The following is a 17,400-nucleotide window of genomic DNA, read 5'->3' as shown; positions in this document are numbered from 1 at the left end:
AGGGCGCGCCAGCGCCCGAGAAATCTTGCGGATTTCTCGCTGCGCTCGAAATGACAGGGGGGCTCGAAATGACAGGGGGGTGCTCGAAATGACAGGGGGGCTCGAAATGACAGGGGGTGCTTGCATTGGTCACCATCACGGCACCGGCGCTTGTCCCTGTCTTAACTCTTGCCCGAACTTGAGGAAACTTGAGGAAGCCTATTGCACTTCCCGATGTACCAGCGTATACTGAAGTAGCACCCCATTATGCGCAACCAGGCGTTCGATCCAATATGTTACACCCCACTTGTCATTCTACGTAGAGCAAGGCATTCTTATGGAACGTTTCCCTATCATCTTCATTCCCGGATTTACCGGTTCATTCAACCTGCCGGTATTGCTCGATTGGCGCGGCCCGACGTTGAGCGGATGGGATTTTCCGCCTTTCGTCAACTACGGAAAAACGCTCTTGCAAACGTTTACCAAAGTCGGCTATCGCCGCAATCGCGATCTATTTGTTGCCTTTTACGACTGGCGTAAGCCGGTTGAGGAGAGTGCTCGTCGTTACCTCACCGCCTGGATTGATAAAGCGAAGAAGGCAGCTAACACCAACAAGGTTATTCTGATCGGTCACAGTATGGGTGGGTTAGTGGCCCGCAGTTACATTCAGTCTCCCGAATATCCCAAACGCAACGATGTGGCCCGTCTGATCACCTTGGGCACGCCACACCGCGGCTCGGCAGAGGCCTACACCGCTTGGGCGGGGGCCGAACCGCACGCCGACGAGACGTTGCGCACGATCTTTGCGGTATATCTGTGGTATCTGCGCCACATTCACCCCTACCAAACCGAACTCGATAAGGTAAAGACGATCCAAACACAAGTACCCGGTGTGCGTGATCTGTTGCCGATAGAGGATTATCTGCTCACCGGTAATCCACCGCAGTTGAAGCCGATCAGCACTATGGAGAGCCGGAACTGGTGGGGTGAGATGGCAAATAAACCCGAAGCTATTGCAACGCTGCTCCAACGAGTGCCGGTAACCACAATTACGGGGACCGGCTTTAACACGCTCAGCACAATACTGGTGGGGCCACCACCCACCGATCACAGCTTGTGCTACGCCGATGGCGCACCGCTGAGCCGCCAATACGATGCACAAGGCGATGGTACCGTCTTGCAACGGATGGCGACGGTACCGAATGCCAACAATCTGCCGCCGTTGCCGGTCAGCCATGGCGCTTTGCCCGATAGCCCACAGGTACTTGGGCTGCTTTGCACGGAATTGGAGGTCAGCCCGGCCGTCTTGGGAGCAGCACCGGCGACGACGATACCGCCCACACCGCGGTTAGTGATTATGACTGCGTCACCGATTCAAGTTGAAGTTGAAGCGCCTGCCGGTCAACCTCTCGCACCGGTAGGAGTACTCGGTAGCAGTGTGATGAGAAAGATGCGGCGGCGGCGGATGCGTGGGCGCAATTATGGTCACGAGGGCAAAGCACTCAATTTGGTGGTGATCGATTATCCCACTGCCGGCGATTATCAGATTGCGGTGCATGGTACCGATCACGGCCATTTTGCGGTGGGGGCGATGTTATGTGGGATGGGTGAACCGCCGGTACTCGGTGGTATCGGGGCAACTGCGACGGCAGAGCCGGTTATTACCACCGTCGAGGGTGAGATTAGCCGGGAGAGCGACCTGTTTTACACCATCAGTGTACGCAGCGCCGACGAGCCACCGCGCATGAGTTTCGACGCTCAACGCACGATGATGGCGGCTATCAACCGGCTGGGCACGGCAATAAGTGAGCGAGGCGGAGTGCTCGGTGCAACACCGGTCGCCGATGATCGATTACGTCGTGCGGTAATGGGTGATGAGGCAGCGGTACATGCGATGATGGCGGCGCCGGCAGATCAGCGCCGGCAGATGATAAACAGTTTGATCGAGTTGTGTCAAACGTTGATCGGCGATGAATATGAGCGAGCATTGGCAATTGTGCGTGCGCTTGAGATGGTGCGAGACGCGGAATGACAATCACAGGGCTGCACGGCCGGGTGGGGAGATGCACAGCCGCGCGGCCCATGGGTGTCGGGTGGGGTCACGGATTGCATATCAACGGATTGGTTCGGCGGTGACTTCGACGGTGATTACGCCGACATCAACCACGCCTTGGTTTGGCACATCTACCGGTATTTCCCAAGCGACTCCTGACAATGCTACGTACAACATCTGGCGACCCGATGGTACATCCGATAGAGTGAAACTACCGTCGGCGGCAACCGGTATTTCGGTGGGGTTGGCGAGGGTGAAGACGACATCGCCAGCCGTGGGTGCGACGACCCGGCCAATGTTCTCGCCACGACCACTGGGTAGTGCGACAAGGTTGCTGCGCCACAACGCGACTGCGCTCATTATCACTAACACTACTGCGAGCACAATAATCGCGATCCGAACCAGCCGCTGCCCTTGACCGGGGGAGATGAGCGGTGGTTTCCAGTTCACATAGTAGTCGGGATCGACCGGATTGCCTGGTGGTGAGGGCTGATCACCGAGGGAAGCACAGTTCCAGAGCGGCGTGAAAGGTTTTGACATGACAGCGCATACAGAAGTTTTTTTCCCAAAGAAGCTGTTGTGGTTGAGTATGACAGGTATATCGAGTAGTGGCAAGCATGTTCGATGTACTCATCAGAAGTCTCCTGTGAGAATAACAACTCGCTTATGGGCGGCGTACCGTCAGATCGTCGAAGCACGTACTTGAATTATCCCAACTCCGAAAACTGATGCCGCTGCCGGCAAAACTGCTATCTCGTGCTTGCACAACCGGTTGGCCGTCGATGTAGGCGATAAAGGTATCACCACGAACTTCGATCCGTACTCGACGATCAGTACCATACCAGTCATAGTTGAGGGGTGCATTGGTGCGAGCAATAGGCATTGATAGCTCGTTGCCATTGACCCATTTGCAAATGATGAATGCGCCGCGACCGTACCCTGGATCGTACTGGAACGAGTAGCCGTTATTTTTTTCACCACCCGAATCACGAAAAAAGACGCCGTACCCGTTACCTCTGGTTATGCGAGCCATATCCACCTCGATGATGTAGTCGTGTCGGTCGAGGGGACGATAAATGCGACCGGGGCCGTCGATGCAGAGTTGACCATCACGAAGTTGCCAACGTCCGTGGTGGATCGACCAGTTATCAAGGGTGGCAAAGGTGTCGCGCAAGAGATCGCCGCACGTGACCCCGAAGGCATTCGCCGCTTGACAGAGTGCATCGCGCGTTCCTTCACCGGTCATGGTTAATCCGGCGATGACGACGGCTGCTACTAAACCGATGAGAATGCCGAGTTCAGTCATTGATTGACCGGCGCCGCTTCATTTGACACCTGACATTGTGATACCTCCTGTGCAGGATAGGTGAACGACCGATCAGGGATGGCGGAAGCGTGGTCGCAGCAGTCGAGATAACGGATAGATGACAGCCGGTCTTTGTGATGCCTTCGCGGTGCGACACCGGTGGTAGGTCGCATTGGCGAGCTATTCACTGTGTAGTAAAGGTACGGCCTATGCCGATTTCACGACTCGTACTCGATTGCTATGGAATGTGCTCTGGCCACCAAGATCAGCGAGTGCGTCGGGAGTTGTCCAATTGACGTTACGCCCATCGGGTGAACAACTGGCCCAGTGTCCCTTGGTGGCGAAGACGACTCCCGGTGGGACGTTGTCGCTGACAACAGTACGGAGGCGACAGAAACCGCGTGCATTGCTGACCACAACCTCATCGCCATCGCGAATACCGCGGGCTACGGCGTCGGCGGGATTGATCTCGAGAGTGGGAGGGCCTTCTTTCGCGCGGAGACTCGGCTGATTGGCCATACTCGACGAGACGAAGTGATGTGGTGCAGCCGAGATTAGGGTGAGCCAGCCCTCTGCTATCGGATGGGCTACATACTCGGCAGGTGGCTCGTACTGGGGTAGTGGATCAAGCCCTTGTGCTGCCATGGTTGCACTCCACAGCTCGACTTTGCCCGATGGGGTGGGGAAATGACCATCGGCGAACGGCACTTCGGTTGCGGGGGTGAGGGTTAGCCGCACTGTACCTTCCTGCACAAGTCGCTCGTAAGTAATCCCGGCTAAAAACGGGTTACGTCGTCGTGAGGCATCGAGCACGCCCCGAATCGCCTCTTCAGCACTCTCGTGTAACCACGGTTCGGTATAGCCCATGGCCTTTGCCAGCAAGCGAGTCACGTCCCAGTTACTTTTTGCTTCGCCCAACGGTGCAATCGCCGGTTGGTTAAGCGTGAGGTAACGATGACCATAGGCACGGTGTAGATCGAGATGTTCGAGCTGGCTCGTCGCCGGTAAGACAATATCGGCGTAGCGAGCGGTGTCGGTCATGAACAAGTCATGCACAACGGTGAAGAGATCGTCGCGCCGTAGGCCTTGCTCGATCAAGCCGGCGTTGGGTGAAGAGGTCAACGGATTGGCGCAGTAGACAAAGAGTGACATAATCGGCGGATCGGTCACTTCGCCGGTGAGTGCTGCGCCCAGTCGGTTCATATTCACCACTCGTGGCGTTGGCGGGCATTCGGAAGCATGTCCGACTGCTTCTCCGTCCCATGTCGCGTAGCCACCGGTCGAGTAGGCCAAGCCACCACCACGCACCCCATATTGACCAACGACCGCCGGTAAGCAGAGCAAAGCGCGGAACGTTTGGCCACCGTTTTGATGGCGCTGGATGCCATCGGCGGTCTTGATGATGGCAGGTTTGGTTGTCGCGTAGCGACGGGCCAATTCGATAATCGTTGCCGCGGGTACACCGGTGATTGCAGCTACGCGCTCAGGATCATATTCGGCGGCGCGCACACGCAACTCTTGCCAACCAACCGTGTACCGTTCCAACCACGCTTCATCGTGCAGATGTTCGGCAAAGATCACGTGCATCATCCCTAAGGCCAGTGCGGCATCGGTGGCCGGTTGGATCGAGATATGGAGATCGGCCGAGCGGGCCGTAGCCGTGCGGCGCGGATCGATCACGACAACATACGCACCGGCCCGTTGGGCCTGCCGGATAAAGGGCATAGCATGAGGACCGGTGCTGGCCGGATTGTGTCCCCAGATAATGATGAGACGACTGTGCAGTAGATCGTCGTAATCCGGGCTACGACGAGCACCAAGGGTAGCATAGACCGCAGCGTGGGCAGCAGCACAACAGATCGTGCGATCAAGACCGCTCGCACCCATTCGGTTCCACAGCCGTGCATCAACGATGGCCGTCTGAAGCAGACCGAGTGTGCCGCTGTAGGAATAGGGCAGGATCGCCGCTGCACCGTACTCGGCAATGATCGCTTGCCAGCGGTCGGCAATCGTTGCGATAGCCTCATCCCAGCTCACTCGTTCCCACCGTCCGCTCCCTTTGGGACCAATACGCCGTAATGGATAAAGCAATCGATCCGGACTGTAGACCCGTTCGAGGTAAGGGCGCACTTTAGCACAGAGCCAACCTTGGGTGATCGGATGATCGAGATCGGCGTAAAATGCGACTGCGCGGCCGTTGTGAACTTCGGTAATCGTGGCGCAGGTATCGGGACAATCGTGTGGGCAGCAACCACGTATCAGAGTAGTGGTCATAACTTTCTCCTCGGTACATTATCGCTCTTATTGTAGCACCAACCAAGGGGGCATACAGTTCGTAGAGTACAATACCGAGAACACCCTGCACCAAAACAGGGTACCGCTAGAGAAGCCGTTGGTTAGCCCTCGGGCGTGACCACCGTGACACCCAATTTAGCCAGCAGAGTTGTCGCCAATGCACGCTCTGTATCATTCGTCAGCAACCAGCCGGTGGGATGGGGATGGGCAATCTGACCCAACACTTGCCGGTAGGCAGTCGGCAATGGCAGCGTAGGGATGGCGACACCGCCATCATCGGGTACTAACCGAAGGAACGATGGGCGGGGCAATTGGCCGTATGCGAGGAGCAGAGCATCATCGGCGGGGAGATACTGCCAGCCACCGGCTGTGATGCGCATGTATTCAACAGGGCCACGTCCGCGACGGTAACGCACGATTCTGCCGATGGGTAGTTCGACGACACCGTTCACCGGTAATACCAGACGCCAACCGTTGGGCGCAGCGAGATCGAGCAGGGCCAGTTGCTGCTTCGGCCCGATAGACAAGCGATGAAGCGGGCCAAGTGTTGTTATCGGCGGCGTAGGCAGAGCAGCGATGCGGTCGGCAATCGTCAGGGTAACAAACCCACGATTGGCGAGGCGACCAAGCAACCCTTCCCGTCGCCGAGAGGTTAAGCGAAAGTGGAATCCGTCGCGTTCACCCTCGCCGCGCAAGACGGGGCCAAGCGCCGGATTGTGAATGAGAAAGAGATTGGGACGAATCTCTTCAAAATCGGCGGAAGCGCCAGGACGACGACGAGAAGTCATACACATGTAGCGAGACGAACGCGGTGAGGGGCATCACGGTGAAGATAAACGGCGATGACAGACAAAACCGGCTGCACTCACCGCACCTCCATCACGACACATCAAACCGTTGCAACGTCGGGGCGGTATAGGCATGACAGATTGCAATCGCCAGAGCATCGGCAGCATCATCAGGGCGCGGCACCATCGCCAGACCAAGTGTTAGCCGCACCATCTCTTGCATTTGGCGCTTATCGGCACCACCATAGCCGGCAACCGCCTGCTTGACGGCAGTTGGCTTATACTCACACACCGGAATCCCGGCTTGCGCCAGCGCCAACAACGCGACACCACGGGCTTGCCCGACAGTCAGCGCCGTATTAACATTCTTGCCGAAGAAGAGTTCTTCAACCGCAGCCGTATCGGGTTGGAGACGTTCGATAATGGCCCGCAGCCCATTGTAAAGCTGTAACAACCGCTCGGGTTGAGGCATACCGGCGGGTGTGGTGAGAGCGCCGACATCGACCAAGCGGAGCGCATTTCCATCACGCTCAACCACACCCCAACCCATAGTTGCCGTTCCCGGATCGATCCCTAGTGCGCGCACAACACTCCTACAGTAAACCACCGGTCACGAATCGAAGCGTGCCACCAGCTCGGCGGTAATATCGAGGTTAGAATAGACCTTCTGCACGTCGTCGAGGTCTTCGAGCTTTTCAATCAAGCGCAGCGCCGCCAGTGCATCCTTTTCATCGGGTTGAATCAGAGTTTTGGCGCGCATAATCTTTTCAGCATTGCTGATCGACACTCCTTGATCGAGCAAAGCTTGACGAACGGCATTCAGTTGCGTCCATTCGCAGTAAATCTCAAGCGTCTCGTCATCGACGATCACGTCGTCGGCCCCGGCATCGATAGCAAGGAGTTGCAGCTCATCGGGATCACGCTTGGTAGCGCTCAGGTCTACCGTGATCAGGCCCTTCTGCTCGAACATCCACGACACCGAGCCGGGTTCACCGGGGCTACCACCGTTCTTGTTAAAGGTTGCACGCACATCCGAGCTAGTACGGTTGCGATTATCGGTAGCGGCTTCGACGAGGATTGCCACACCGCCGGGACCGTACCCTTCGTAGAAGATCTCTTCGATAGCAGCTTCGTTCGATTTACCCAACCCACGCTCGATAGCACGTTGGATATTCTCGTTCGGCATATTGTTGGCGCGCGCTTTTTCGATGGCGAGCCGCAAGCGGAAGTTGAGATCGGGATCACCACTGCCACCTTCACGGGTCGCAATCGTAATGTCGCGCGCCAGTTTGGTAAAGAGCTGACCACGCCGCTGGTCATTGACACTTTTCGCGCGCCGAATGGTATGCCATTTTGAATGGCCGGACATAACAGCTAGCCTCCTTAATCAGAGAAGGTTATACTGTGGTCAATTATAGCATGGTCTGATGGCCGGATAGATTCGTGCAGTACATTTACTTGTCAAAGAACGAGTTTGCTGAGCACACGAACCGTCCTGATACCATAAGCACTATAACTATAGGCGCGGTGGGAGAGCGATTATGAAACCTTTGGCAACGGATCGAGTGTGGAGTCTGCCAAATGACATCTACTTCGTGAAGACAGCAGCCGGCGATGTATTGGTGAACAGTCCGCCAGAGAGCTTGAAGTTTCTCCTCGCCCACGGCTTCACCCCACCGGCATATGTGCTCTTGCCACCCGATGCTCCGGCAGGCAGTGAACTCGGTTCGCACGGTTTTGTGAGACGTGGGATCAATTATGCCAGCGTTGAATTTTTGATCTACGCCAACTTCTTCGGTCAACGACGGCAGGTTACGCTGATCACAGTGACGCAAGCTCAAGCCGAGCGGTTATCCATCCTTCTGCGGGAAACGTTCAGTGGGCCGACCGAGCCGAGCGATTGGCCAAACGATTGGTTGAAACGAGAATGCGAGGCAGTCGCGTTTTACCCACCGTTGGGGCGAGTACCCACTATCGATGATATGGTGACGATTGTGTCCCTTGAAACGAGTGGTGGTGATCTTGGCCCGACCCAAATTGTGTACGACGGCGATACCTTTTTGTTTCTAGAGAATGATCAGGAGGTCGCCCGCATTCCGACGGCGATCACCGGCGTCGCATTGCCATTGACCGTCGCTCCGCCACAACCACTGTTGCGCCAAACGATTACATTGCAGTTTATCGGGGGGAGTGACGGGTTCGATCCGACAGGCATCACGACCTGTTTTCTGGCCTATCTCGGCACCGGCCAGCCGCTGCTCTTCGATGCGGCTGCCTATCTGAATGTGCGGTTGGCCTATCTGGGCCTTTCCCCTCGTCAGATCGATCTGGTCGTTATCTCGCATTTGCACGAGGACCACATTGCCGGTCTACCCGAACTCATTTTGACCGGTGGGAAGCGCGTGCGGTTGGTTACCGCGCAACCGATCTATCGTTCCTTACTGCGGGTCTTAGGAGCGATGCTCGATCTGGCACCGGCAGCCGTCGCCGAGTTGTTTGACTTTTTTCCGCTCGATCCCGGCCAGGCGCTGGAAGTAAACGGCTATCGGTTTGAGGCGACGTATGCGGTGCATTCGATCCCGACAATTGCGGTACGGGTTGGGGGAATCAGCTATTCGGGCGATATGCGCTACGATGAGGCATGGCTAGCGCATCTGTACCGACAGGGGCAATTGAGTGCAACACGGTTGGCCGAGCTACGCCGCTTTGCGGAGGGGGCAGAGGTGTTAGTCCACGACATGGGTGGCGGTGCTATTCACACCACACCGACGGCGCAATTGCTGCGTGATCTCAGTACCAAGAGCCGGCGGCTCGTGTTGGCTCATACCAGCCGGCGCGATCTGGAGATGAGTAGGGAGTTGGCAGGGCGGGTGGAAATTGCCAAAAGTGGGCACATTGTCGGCATCGGCGAGGTTGTGGTCGATGATGAACAGCGCCAACGGTTTGAAACGCTGACGATTTGCCCGATCTTTGCCCGTTTGTCGGTCCACGAACGGGTTGATTTGGCAGCCCGCTGTCTGGTGGTGACGTATCCGGCCAAGACGATGATCGCCTATGAGGGTGACGAGTCGGATGGTTATACCTATGTGATTCACCGTGGCGTCGTTGAAATTATTGTCGCGAACGAATCGGTGCGCTTCTTGGGGCGGGGCAATAGCATGGGCGAGCGTGGCGCTTTGATCGGAGAGCCGCGCACAAGCACGATGGTGGCCCATAGCGACGTCGAATTATTGCAGATTCCACCCGACGTATTCGCCGCCGTTGCAGCCCGGCTTGGTCTCCACGAGGCCTTCACCCGCGCCGAGTGGCTTTGGCAACAACCGGCACTGGCTTCCTTGCCGTGGGCAAACCTGCTCGATCTGGCCCTCGATTTCACACCGCGGAGCGTGGTGGCAGGGACGACGTTGTGCCGCAAAGGTAAGCGGGGGACTATCGGCTACCTGCTGGTGAGTGGCCGGCTGGCGTTTCATGACGGTACTACCGGTGAGAGTACGCGGGCCGGTGATTGTTTTGGGATGCGGTCGGTGTTGCGCGGTGAACCATACCGATTGACCGTCACTGCGGTGACCGATAGTGTGGTGTGGGAAATTACTGCGGTGGCTTTGCAACGATTTTATCTGAATTATCCCGATTTGCTCATGCACCTGCAAACGATAGATCGCTGAAGATTGGTCTGACAATGTTTGACAAAGTGAGCCTTGCGTAGTATTATAATTCCTGCGTTGAACACCGGGCCATGCCGAAGTGGCGGAATTGGCAGACGCGCTACGTTCAGGGCGTAGTGAGGGTGACCTCGTGTGGGTTCAAATCCCACCTTCGGCACCACGGTGGGGGATAGTTTAATGGTAGAACGCCTGACTCTGGATCAGGTAGTTGGGGTTCGAATCCCTGTCCCCCAGCCACTATACCGCTTAACGAAAACCCCTTCTTCACAATGGTGTGAAGAAGGGGTTGTTATTTCTATGTCTCGGTGCCGGGTAGTCGTTCCCTGCCGCCTGCCGGAGCTGCCCGACGACTCAGCGTGTCCGCCGGGCCGCGTGGTCATTCCCTGCCACCTGCCGGAGGTGAGCGGTAGAAGGCTCGATAGCGGTTGGAGCCATCGCCGGAGAGGTGTGGACGCTGTGGGTGAACCGGTGCGCGCCGGTTTATACAGATACGGCGGGCAAGCCGGCGTCTATCGCTCACATCCAATTCCGTCACGGTCGCCATCAAAGCGGTGGGGATCACCGTATGTCCGATCAACCTGGAACCGGCGGTAGGGGATGTCGCTGCAATCGAGATCGGGTGGCGGTGGTGGGATGCAGACCGTGGGATAGGCCGGGTGGCATTGTTGGCCGGTTGCCGGTGCGGCGGTTGGTCTGGAGGCCGGTGCGGCGGTGGTTCCCCATAGCCCAACGCCTTCGGCGCGGGCACGCTGTTGGGCGGCGAGGTAGGTTTCGGCGCAACGTACATCGGGCGGAAAGGTGGCGACTTGGGCGAAGCCCTGTTCAACCAACACCAGGTTAACAAACTGATCGCCGGCGAATACGTAGCGAAGCAAACGGCCATACCGGTCGCGCTCGCTGACATCGCGGGCTACCAAGAGCGGTTCTTGCTCGACAAGGCGGCGGTTGGCTTGGGTCGCTTCGTCGTACCAGGGCTGCCCTCGCTCGGGGGTGTCAACGCCAATGTAGCGGACACGCTCCTCACGACCGTTGATCCGAATATCGATGGTGTCGCCATCGATAACGCGCACGAGGGTGGCCGGTTCCCACGAGAGGTCGGCCAAACACGCAACGGCGATGGGCGGTGCCGCTGCTGTAGGTGAGGGAAGGGGGATGGACGACGCCGTGGGCGTGGGAGGCAGTGGTGTTGGGGTGATGGTGGGTCGCTTAGGTGTGGCAGATGGTGTCACGGGCACTTGGGTCGGTTCGGTGGTGACGATGGGTGAGGGTGCCGCCGCTATTTGGTTTTGGGTGGCCGCCGATCCGAATAAAAGGTTGTCGAGCAGTAATAGGACTGAAGCGAACAGGATAATGCCACCTACTACACCAAGTGTTGCGAGGATGAAGTGGGTGATGCGTCGCATGATCGTTTCCTATGACGTTGATAGATGGTAGAAGTGACACGGCGAGGAATAGTTTTTCGACGAACGAGTCACCCCTCGGCTTGATCACTATACCATTCTCAAACCATGTTCGCAGAGGACAGGCTTGACTTGTGCTGCATCAACCGGATAATCGGCGACCGGCACGACGCTGTACTATATCACATCGAGAAGTATTTGTCAATAGTCAAGCATCAACCGGATAATCGGCGACCGGCACGACGCTGTGCCGCCGGAGGGCTAATCTCCACAGGGGTACTGCCCGTGCAACGCACGGGAGTGTGCGCCGGGCGCTCACGATTCCTCGGTACATCTGCCGGTTGACCGGTACGGGAGCCGCCTGCCTCCACCAACCCCAGGTGCGATCCCCCGCGCATGAGGCGGTCTGGCGTGGTGCATCCGCACCGACGCAACCCCAACGACCGGATTACGCCGCGCAGTCGGTGAGTCGTGCCCATGCCTCAAGGATGAGGCGGCGTGTCCAGTATTCGCCGTACTGGTTGATCTCGGTGGTCTTCAACACCCGGAACGTCTCGCCGGGGAAGGTGCTGGCCGATACTCGTGCCGCATAGCCGGTCGGCTCCAGAGGGTCGGTCACCTCCTCGGTGGGGTCGAGGATGGTTGCCAACTCGTGCGGAGTGAGGTCGGCGGGATCGAGGATGTAGCGGAGCTGTTTGCGGGTGAGACCATAGCGCCGGGCGTAGTAGGCATCCAGTTCGGCGCGGAGCACGGTCCGTCGTGCGTCGTCCCAGCGGAAGGGCGGGAACGGCGCTGCGTCGGCCCAGGTGGGCGGAGTTGGATCGACGCCACCGGTGACGGCGCGGTTCACGTCCCATTGGACACGGATCGCAGCCTGCACCGGTGCAGCGGCCCCGTTCCAAACATCGGTTGCGAACGCGGCCAGATCCCACGCGGTGTAGCTGAGTTCCAGCACCCGCGGCACAATGAAGATCAGATCGGCGGTGGTGTAGGCGTCCGGTGGGAGGACGGGGAGTTGGCGGAGGATGAAGAAACCTAACGACGTTCCACCTATCTTTTGCCGAGCAACGAAATCGAACACCAGTGCGTTGAGATTGGCCATCAGACACGTGATTCGGACAGGATCGGTCCCTGACATGATCAGGGGCATTTTATTATTCACTCCCACCCACGGGACAAAACTGACGATAGCGGTACGTAGATTGGTTGCGTTGGTCACATCGCGAAACCCCAGCAGCCAGCGATGCGACCATCCGCGCACACGTGCGGCAACCTCCGCTGCCGGTACCCAGTACCACGGTTGGACGACGAAGGTCGGATCGGCGTGCTGGGCCGCGCTTGGTGTGGGGAGCTGAGTACTCGAACGCTCGGTGATGGTGGCATAGTCGCCGAAGCGATGGTCGTAGTGCCAGATCATCTTGGCTTCGTACAGCGGCAGATACTCGTCGGCGGTCGGCGTCGGCGGAAGGAACCGGTTCCCAACCAGCCGGTACCCTGACGCCATCAAGGCGGACCGGGTGCGGAAGAGGTGCGAGTCGTTGGCCATGTGGAACATACTCAAAAACCGCACGTTCCAGCCGGTGGTCAGTGCACCATCCCCCGCTTCAGGCGGGATCAGCACCGGCACTCGCTCGTAGATGGCGAGGGTGAGTGCAGCGTCAACGGTGGTGCGGAAGATGGGGAGCGTGCGGGTGGCGGGATTGACGCGGGTGATAGCCGCGGGCGTTAGCTCGTACCGCCGCAGCGGGTCATGCAGGTGGTTGGGATGGGTCGCGAAGCAGACTACCGGAAAGGCCGCTGCCGGTTCTTCCCGTCCACCGAGCAGGAGGATGCAGAACTTGTAACTGCGATGAACACCGGTAAATATCTCTTCCCGATTCGCAAAATCGAAGACTCCGGCAATCTGCCCATGCATCACCAGATCATTGAACAGATGTTTGGTCGTGTCATCAGTGGCGATCCCGGTTGGCACGATCACCCCGGCCCGACCGCTTGGGCGGAGCAGGCTGCGGATACGTTCGACAAACACGGCGTAGGTGTTGATGTCGCCGCGTCCGGCCAGCGGGTAGTGGCCGCTCTGGCGCAAAAAGCGGCCAATGCTTTCGGTGCGGTGCAGGGTGTCCCGATAGGCCTGCCAGAGGGCGGGGTTGGTCTGGGGTAGATCGGCGATCCGACGTTTGCGGGCGGCGGCGTTGGGTGCATCGGCAATCGTGCGGTCGCGGGCGGCAAAAAACTCCTGTTCTTGCAGTTTCATCCGTTCCCACGGCGGATTCGCAAGGATGACATCAAAGCCACCGCGGTCGCCAACCACATCGGGGAAGGCGAGCGGCCAATGCAGCCACGGGGTGGGAATGGTCCATTCCTGCGCTGCGGCCACGGCAGCCGGTGGTGCATGGCCGGCCATGGTCGCCCACACCGCTGCGGTCGTAATCCACGCCGTTTCTGAGGTGTCCGTCGTGCGCCGTTGAAAAAACGCCGCCGTCCACAGATCGCACGCGGTCTGGAGGGTCGTGGCACGTTGCAGCATCTGCGCAAACAGCTCCTGTTTGCGCCGGATGTCGGCGTGGGTCGTATCGGCGATGGCATCGATGCGGCGGATGAGTGCGGCCAGCGCGGAGAGGTCGGGCGACGGTGGGGCATCGAATAAGCCCAATTGCCCGGCCTGTTCGGCGGCATTCCGTTTGGCAACGGCGCGGGCCACGGTGCGCACATCGCTACTCACGGGGTCGAAGGCGCCGGCGGGAATACCGGTGGCGAGGACGGCGAGGTCGCGCACCCCGACCAGGGAATCGCCGCAGACGATGCGGTGGTCGAGGAAGGTCAGCGGTTTGCCACCGTCATGGGCTTCGATCCAAAGGGCAACGCGGGCCAACTCAACCGCGAGTGGGTTGGCATCAACGCCGTAGATACAGTGACCGATCACATCACGCACGGCGCGGCGCACCTGATCGGGTGACGGTTCATCACCATGCGCATCAAGACGGGCCACGACCCGGCCCAAGGTGCGGGCAGCGGCGAGCAAAAAATGCCCGGAGCCGCAGGCGGGATCGAGGATGCGCAGATCGAGCAGGGCGGCGCGTTTGGCGACGGGCGTTGACGCCGAGCGCAGGCGGTCAGCGATCAGCGGTGCCAAGGTTTGCTCGACAACCTCGTGCACCAATTCCGGCGGCGTGTAGTATGAGCCGGTGGTTTTCCGTTCGGAACCGGCGGTGAAGGAAAAAGTCAGACGCCGGCCATCGTCGGCGAGATCGGGGTGGTAGTCGAGCAGGCTCTATCATACCGCCGATGAAGATGCTCGGTTTACTGCAAGCGTGGCAGGTGTAAGATCAAATGTTCGAACACCAATTGTGGACTCACATTATCGCGCAACTGCTGCGCGGCGGTGATGAGGTGTTGCAAGAAGGTGAAGGCAGCGACGGGTGTGACTCGTTGGGCTACGGCATGTAACTCGGCGCGGCGGTCGATGTTGGTGATCGCTTCGTCGCAACCGGCGGCGGTGTAGATGACATCGCGCCACCAACGCTGCCACAACTCTAGCCATGCCAACACGGTCTCTTGGTCACCGGCCCGATATTCCTTGGCCCGCTGCTCGGCCCAATGCAAGCCGGCACCCACATCTTGATGAGACAGGGTGATCAATTCGGTCAGTTGGGCACGGCGCGCAGTTTGGGCATCGGGATCGGACAGTATACTGATGGCCCAACCCACACGGCCATCGCTCCATGCAGCCAGTTCGGCGGCCTGTGCAGGCGCTGCACCACGCGCTTGGAGGGCGGCTGCTACCTGCGCGCGCGGTAAGGGGCGTAAGCGCAACACCCGACAGCGCGATACAATCGTTGGGATCAATTCACTGCTGTGCGCCACCAGCAGGAGGGTGGCGTAATCAGGTGGCTCTTCGAGCGTCTTCAACATCGCATTCGCAGCTTCTTCGCTGAGACGTTCGGCGTCGTGGAGAATAAGCACCCGCCGTTGAGCTTCAAACGGACGGAGAGCCAAATCTCGTTGCCACTCACGGATGGTCGCGATCTTTAATTCCTTCTGCCGGGTCGCTTCATCAGCCTTCGCTGCGGCGGCCTGCGTTGCCATCCCGGCTACCCGCACATCGGGATGGGTACCGTGCTCGATCCGCCGGCAGGTACGGCAGTGCAAACATGGGTCACCATCCTGGCGTTCGCAGAGCAGCACCTGCGCCATACGCAACGCTAACAACGATTTACCGATACCCGACGGCCCGGCGAACAGGTATGCATGCGCTACACGCTGCGTGCGAATGTTACTGCGCAGTTGTTCAATCGCCCATTCATGCCCGTAGATATGCCACATATTCGTCTGCATCGGAGGGGTTGATGGAGGATTACTCATTGCAGAGCATACCGAACCGGCGGCAACCCACATCTGCACCCATCATATCACTTTACGAAACGCCAACACCGCATTCACCCCACCAAACCCAAACGAATTCGAGATTGCCACTTGCAAGGCTGCCGAGCGGGCGACATTCGGCACATAATCGAGATCACACGCTGGGTCGGGGTATTCAAGATTAATCGTTGGTGGTATCACACCGTGATACAACGCCAAAATAGTAGCGGCAGCCTCCACCGCGCCGGCTGCGCCGGTTAGATGCCCGATCATCGACTTGATCGAACTAATCGGTACACTGTAGGCATACTCACCAAAGACTTGCTTAATCGCCCGCGTTTCGGCAATATCGCCGGTGGGAGTGCCGGTAGCGTGGGCGTTAATGTAATCGACCTGCTGTGGCGAGATACGGGCGTGATACAAGGCTCGCTGCATCGCCAACGCAGCACCCTCACCATTGGGATCGGGGGCGGTGACGTGGTAAGCGTCCGCCGAGACGCCATACCCAATCAGCTCGGCCAAGATCGGTGCTCCGCGCCGTTGGGCACTGCTAAGCCGTTCGAGCACCAGCACAGCAGCACCTTCACCGGGAACAAAACCATCACGTAGTGCATCGAATGGGCGTGATGCTCGTGCCGGGTCATCGTTACTGCGCGTACTCAGCGCGCGCAACACACAAAACGCCCCCAAGCTCAGCGCAGTAATCGGCGCTTCGGCACCACCGGCCAACATCACCTCAGCATCACCACGTCGGATCACCGCTGCCGCTTCGCCGATGGCCTGCGCTCCGGCGGCGCAAGCGGTGCAAATAGCCGTCGTGTAGCCGCGCAAACCAAGCTGGATCGCTACCTGACTGGCAGGCATATTGGGCAGGGCCGCCGGAATAAAAAAAGGACTAATCTTCATCCCACCGCGCTGAAGCAACGTCGCTGCCGCCTGTTCAACGTCGGGCATCGAGGTGGTACCGCTCGCAATCAGCACACCCACCTCATCGCAGTACATTCGTTCTAACGGTAAGTGGGCATGTTCGACGGCCATACGCGCGGCGGCCACCGCCATCTGACTCGCCCGCGACATCCGCCGAGCCTCTTTGGCGTCCATAAACGCTTGCGGCTGAAAATCGTTAGCTTGCCCGGCAATTTGGCAAGGATAGCTGCTCGGATCAAAAAAAGTAATCCGTCCGATCGCACTGCGCCCCGCCGTTAACCCCGACCAAAATGGCTCAAGCCCCACCCCGAATGGCGATACCACACCAATACCGGTTACGACGACACGCTGATCGGGGGGCTGTTGGTCGATCACAACCGGTTGCGGCTCAACCGTCGGATCATCGGCCAATATCTCGGCCAGTAACGTCTCGATCTGTGACTCGATAGCTTCGTCCGTCACTTGCTCGCGCACCAGACCGAGCAGTTCAGACCGCAACATTGCGCGCCGATCCTGTGCTCGCGGGGTCATGCGATCCTCCATCAATCTTAACAATTCAAGACTTGAATTATACCATGCCCCACTACCTGCGAAGACATATCGTTGACACTGCTCTGTGATGGCT

At 58.5% G+C, this 17,400-nt stretch carries 11 protein-coding genes, 2 tRNA genes and 1 pseudogene; 4 read left to right on the top strand and 10 right to left on the bottom strand.

Going from position 1 to position 17,400, the window contains the following annotated elements:
• Positions 1-316 precede the first annotated feature (316 nt).
• Positions 317-2,011 (top strand): lipase family alpha/beta hydrolase, encoded by a 1,695-nt coding sequence (locus tag ACP5OT_RS07990; protein WP_424675585.1) that lies wholly within the window; start codon positions 317-319, stop codon positions 2,009-2,011.
• Positions 2,012-2,092: 81 nt separating this feature from the next.
• Here the strand turns inward: ACP5OT_RS07990 and ACP5OT_RS07985 are convergent, their stop codons facing one another.
• The 6 genes from ACP5OT_RS07985 to ACP5OT_RS07960 all read right to left on the bottom strand — a co-directional run bounded on the left by ACP5OT_RS07985 (position 2,093) and on the right by ACP5OT_RS07960 (position 7,790).
• On the bottom strand, positions 2,093-2,572 hold the full coding sequence (locus ACP5OT_RS07985) for a hypothetical protein (protein WP_428131858.1): 480 nt from the start codon (positions 2,570-2,572) through the stop codon (positions 2,093-2,095).
• Between the two features lie 124 nt (positions 2,573-2,696).
• The gene (locus ACP5OT_RS07980) at positions 2,697-3,338 is read right to left on the bottom strand and encodes a family 16 glycoside hydrolase (protein WP_428131856.1); all 642 of its coding nucleotides are present in this window, start codon (positions 3,336-3,338) and stop codon (positions 2,697-2,699) included.
• Positions 3,339-3,545: 207 nt separating this feature from the next.
• On the bottom strand, positions 3,546-5,612 hold the full coding sequence (locus tag ACP5OT_RS07975) for a molybdopterin-containing oxidoreductase family protein (protein ID WP_428131853.1): 2,067 nt from the start codon (positions 5,610-5,612) through the stop codon (positions 3,546-3,548).
• Between the two features lie 122 nt (positions 5,613-5,734).
• On the bottom strand, positions 5,735-6,421 hold the full coding sequence (locus ACP5OT_RS07970) for a hypothetical protein (RefSeq protein ID WP_428131851.1): 687 nt from the start codon (positions 6,419-6,421) through the stop codon (positions 5,735-5,737).
• A gap of 91 nt (positions 6,422-6,512) precedes the next feature.
• Positions 6,513-7,007, bottom strand: coding sequence for a crossover junction endodeoxyribonuclease RuvC (gene ruvC, locus ACP5OT_RS07965; protein WP_428131849.1), 495 nt, complete (start codon positions 7,005-7,007; stop codon positions 6,513-6,515).
• Positions 7,008-7,031: 24 nt separating this feature from the next.
• Positions 7,032-7,790, bottom strand: a complete 759-nt coding sequence (locus ACP5OT_RS07960) for a YebC/PmpR family DNA-binding transcriptional regulator (RefSeq protein WP_424675578.1) — start codon at positions 7,788-7,790, stop codon at positions 7,032-7,034.
• Between the two features lie 172 nt (positions 7,791-7,962).
• Here ACP5OT_RS07960 and ACP5OT_RS07955 point away from each other — a divergent pair, with 172 nt between their 5' ends.
• The 3 genes from ACP5OT_RS07955 (at position 7,963) to ACP5OT_RS07945 (ending at position 10,323) form a co-directional block, all read left to right on the top strand.
• Positions 7,963-10,086, top strand: a complete 2,124-nt coding sequence (locus ACP5OT_RS07955) for a cyclic nucleotide-binding domain-containing protein (RefSeq protein ID WP_428131847.1) — start codon at positions 7,963-7,965, stop codon at positions 10,084-10,086.
• A gap of 73 nt (positions 10,087-10,159) precedes the next feature.
• Positions 10,160-10,246: transfer RNA gene (locus ACP5OT_RS07950), tRNA-Leu, on the top strand.
• A 3-nt stretch (positions 10,247-10,249) separates the two neighbouring features.
• Positions 10,250-10,323 (top strand) — tRNA-Gln (locus ACP5OT_RS07945).
• Between the two features lie 272 nt (positions 10,324-10,595).
• On the opposite strand, the gene ACP5OT_RS07940 is transcribed toward ACP5OT_RS07945, so the two are convergent.
• The 4 genes and pseudogenes from ACP5OT_RS07940 to fabF all read right to left on the bottom strand — a co-directional run bounded on the left by ACP5OT_RS07940 (position 10,596) and on the right by fabF (position 17,306).
• Positions 10,596-11,489 (bottom strand): thermonuclease family protein, encoded by an 894-nt coding sequence (locus tag ACP5OT_RS07940; RefSeq protein ID WP_424675576.1) that lies wholly within the window; start codon positions 11,487-11,489, stop codon positions 10,596-10,598.
• A 445-nt stretch (positions 11,490-11,934) separates the two neighbouring features.
• Positions 11,935-14,757: pseudogene (locus ACP5OT_RS07935) on the bottom strand (Eco57I restriction-modification methylase domain-containing protein); the annotation flags it as partial.
• Between the two features lie 29 nt (positions 14,758-14,786).
• Positions 14,787-15,809 carry a DNA polymerase III subunit delta' gene (gene holB / locus ACP5OT_RS07930; protein ID WP_424675575.1) on the bottom strand — a complete coding sequence of 341 codons (1,023 nt, stop codon included), beginning with the start codon at positions 15,807-15,809 and terminating at the stop codon, positions 14,787-14,789.
• Positions 15,810-15,890: 81 nt separating this feature from the next.
• Positions 15,891-17,306, bottom strand: coding sequence for a beta-ketoacyl-ACP synthase II (gene fabF, locus ACP5OT_RS07925; protein WP_424675574.1), 1,416 nt, complete (start codon positions 17,304-17,306; stop codon positions 15,891-15,893).
• Between the last annotated feature and the right edge of the window lie 94 nt (positions 17,307-17,400).

This window comes from Chloroflexus sp. (assembly GCF_049970315.1).
GTDB lineage: Bacteria > Chloroflexota > Chloroflexia > Chloroflexales > Chloroflexaceae > Chloroflexus.
The sequence above is the reverse complement of the archived record's forward strand: the minus strand, read 5'-3'. Positions and strand labels throughout refer to the sequence as shown.

Coding starts and splice junctions, on each gene's coding strand:
- ACP5OT_RS07940 (WP_424675576.1), bottom strand. CDS start 11,489: ATGCGACGCATCACCCACTTCATCCTCGCAACACTTGGTGTAGTAGGT.
- ACP5OT_RS07975 (WP_428131853.1), bottom strand. CDS start 5,612: ATGACCACTACTCTGATACGTGGTTGCTGCCCACACGATTGTCCCGAT.
- ACP5OT_RS07970 (WP_428131851.1), bottom strand. CDS start 6,421: ATGACTTCTCGTCGTCGTCCTGGCGCTTCCGCCGATTTTGAAGAGATT.
- fabF (WP_424675574.1), bottom strand. CDS start 17,306: ATGACCCCGCGAGCACAGGATCGGCGCGCAATGTTGCGGTCTGAACTG.
- ACP5OT_RS07960 (WP_424675578.1), bottom strand. CDS start 7,790: ATGTCCGGCCATTCAAAATGGCATACCATTCGGCGCGCGAAAAGTGTC.
- ACP5OT_RS07990 (WP_424675585.1), top strand. CDS start 317: ATGGAACGTTTCCCTATCATCTTCATTCCCGGATTTACCGGTTCATTC.
- ACP5OT_RS07955 (WP_428131847.1), top strand. CDS start 7,963: ATGAAACCTTTGGCAACGGATCGAGTGTGGAGTCTGCCAAATGACATC.
- holB (WP_424675575.1), bottom strand. CDS start 15,809: ATGTGGCATATCTACGGGCATGAATGGGCGATTGAACAACTGCGCAGT.
- ACP5OT_RS07980 (WP_428131856.1), bottom strand. CDS start 3,338: ATGACTGAACTCGGCATTCTCATCGGTTTAGTAGCAGCCGTCGTCATC.
- ACP5OT_RS07985 (WP_428131858.1), bottom strand. CDS start 2,572: ATGTCAAAACCTTTCACGCCGCTCTGGAACTGTGCTTCCCTCGGTGAT.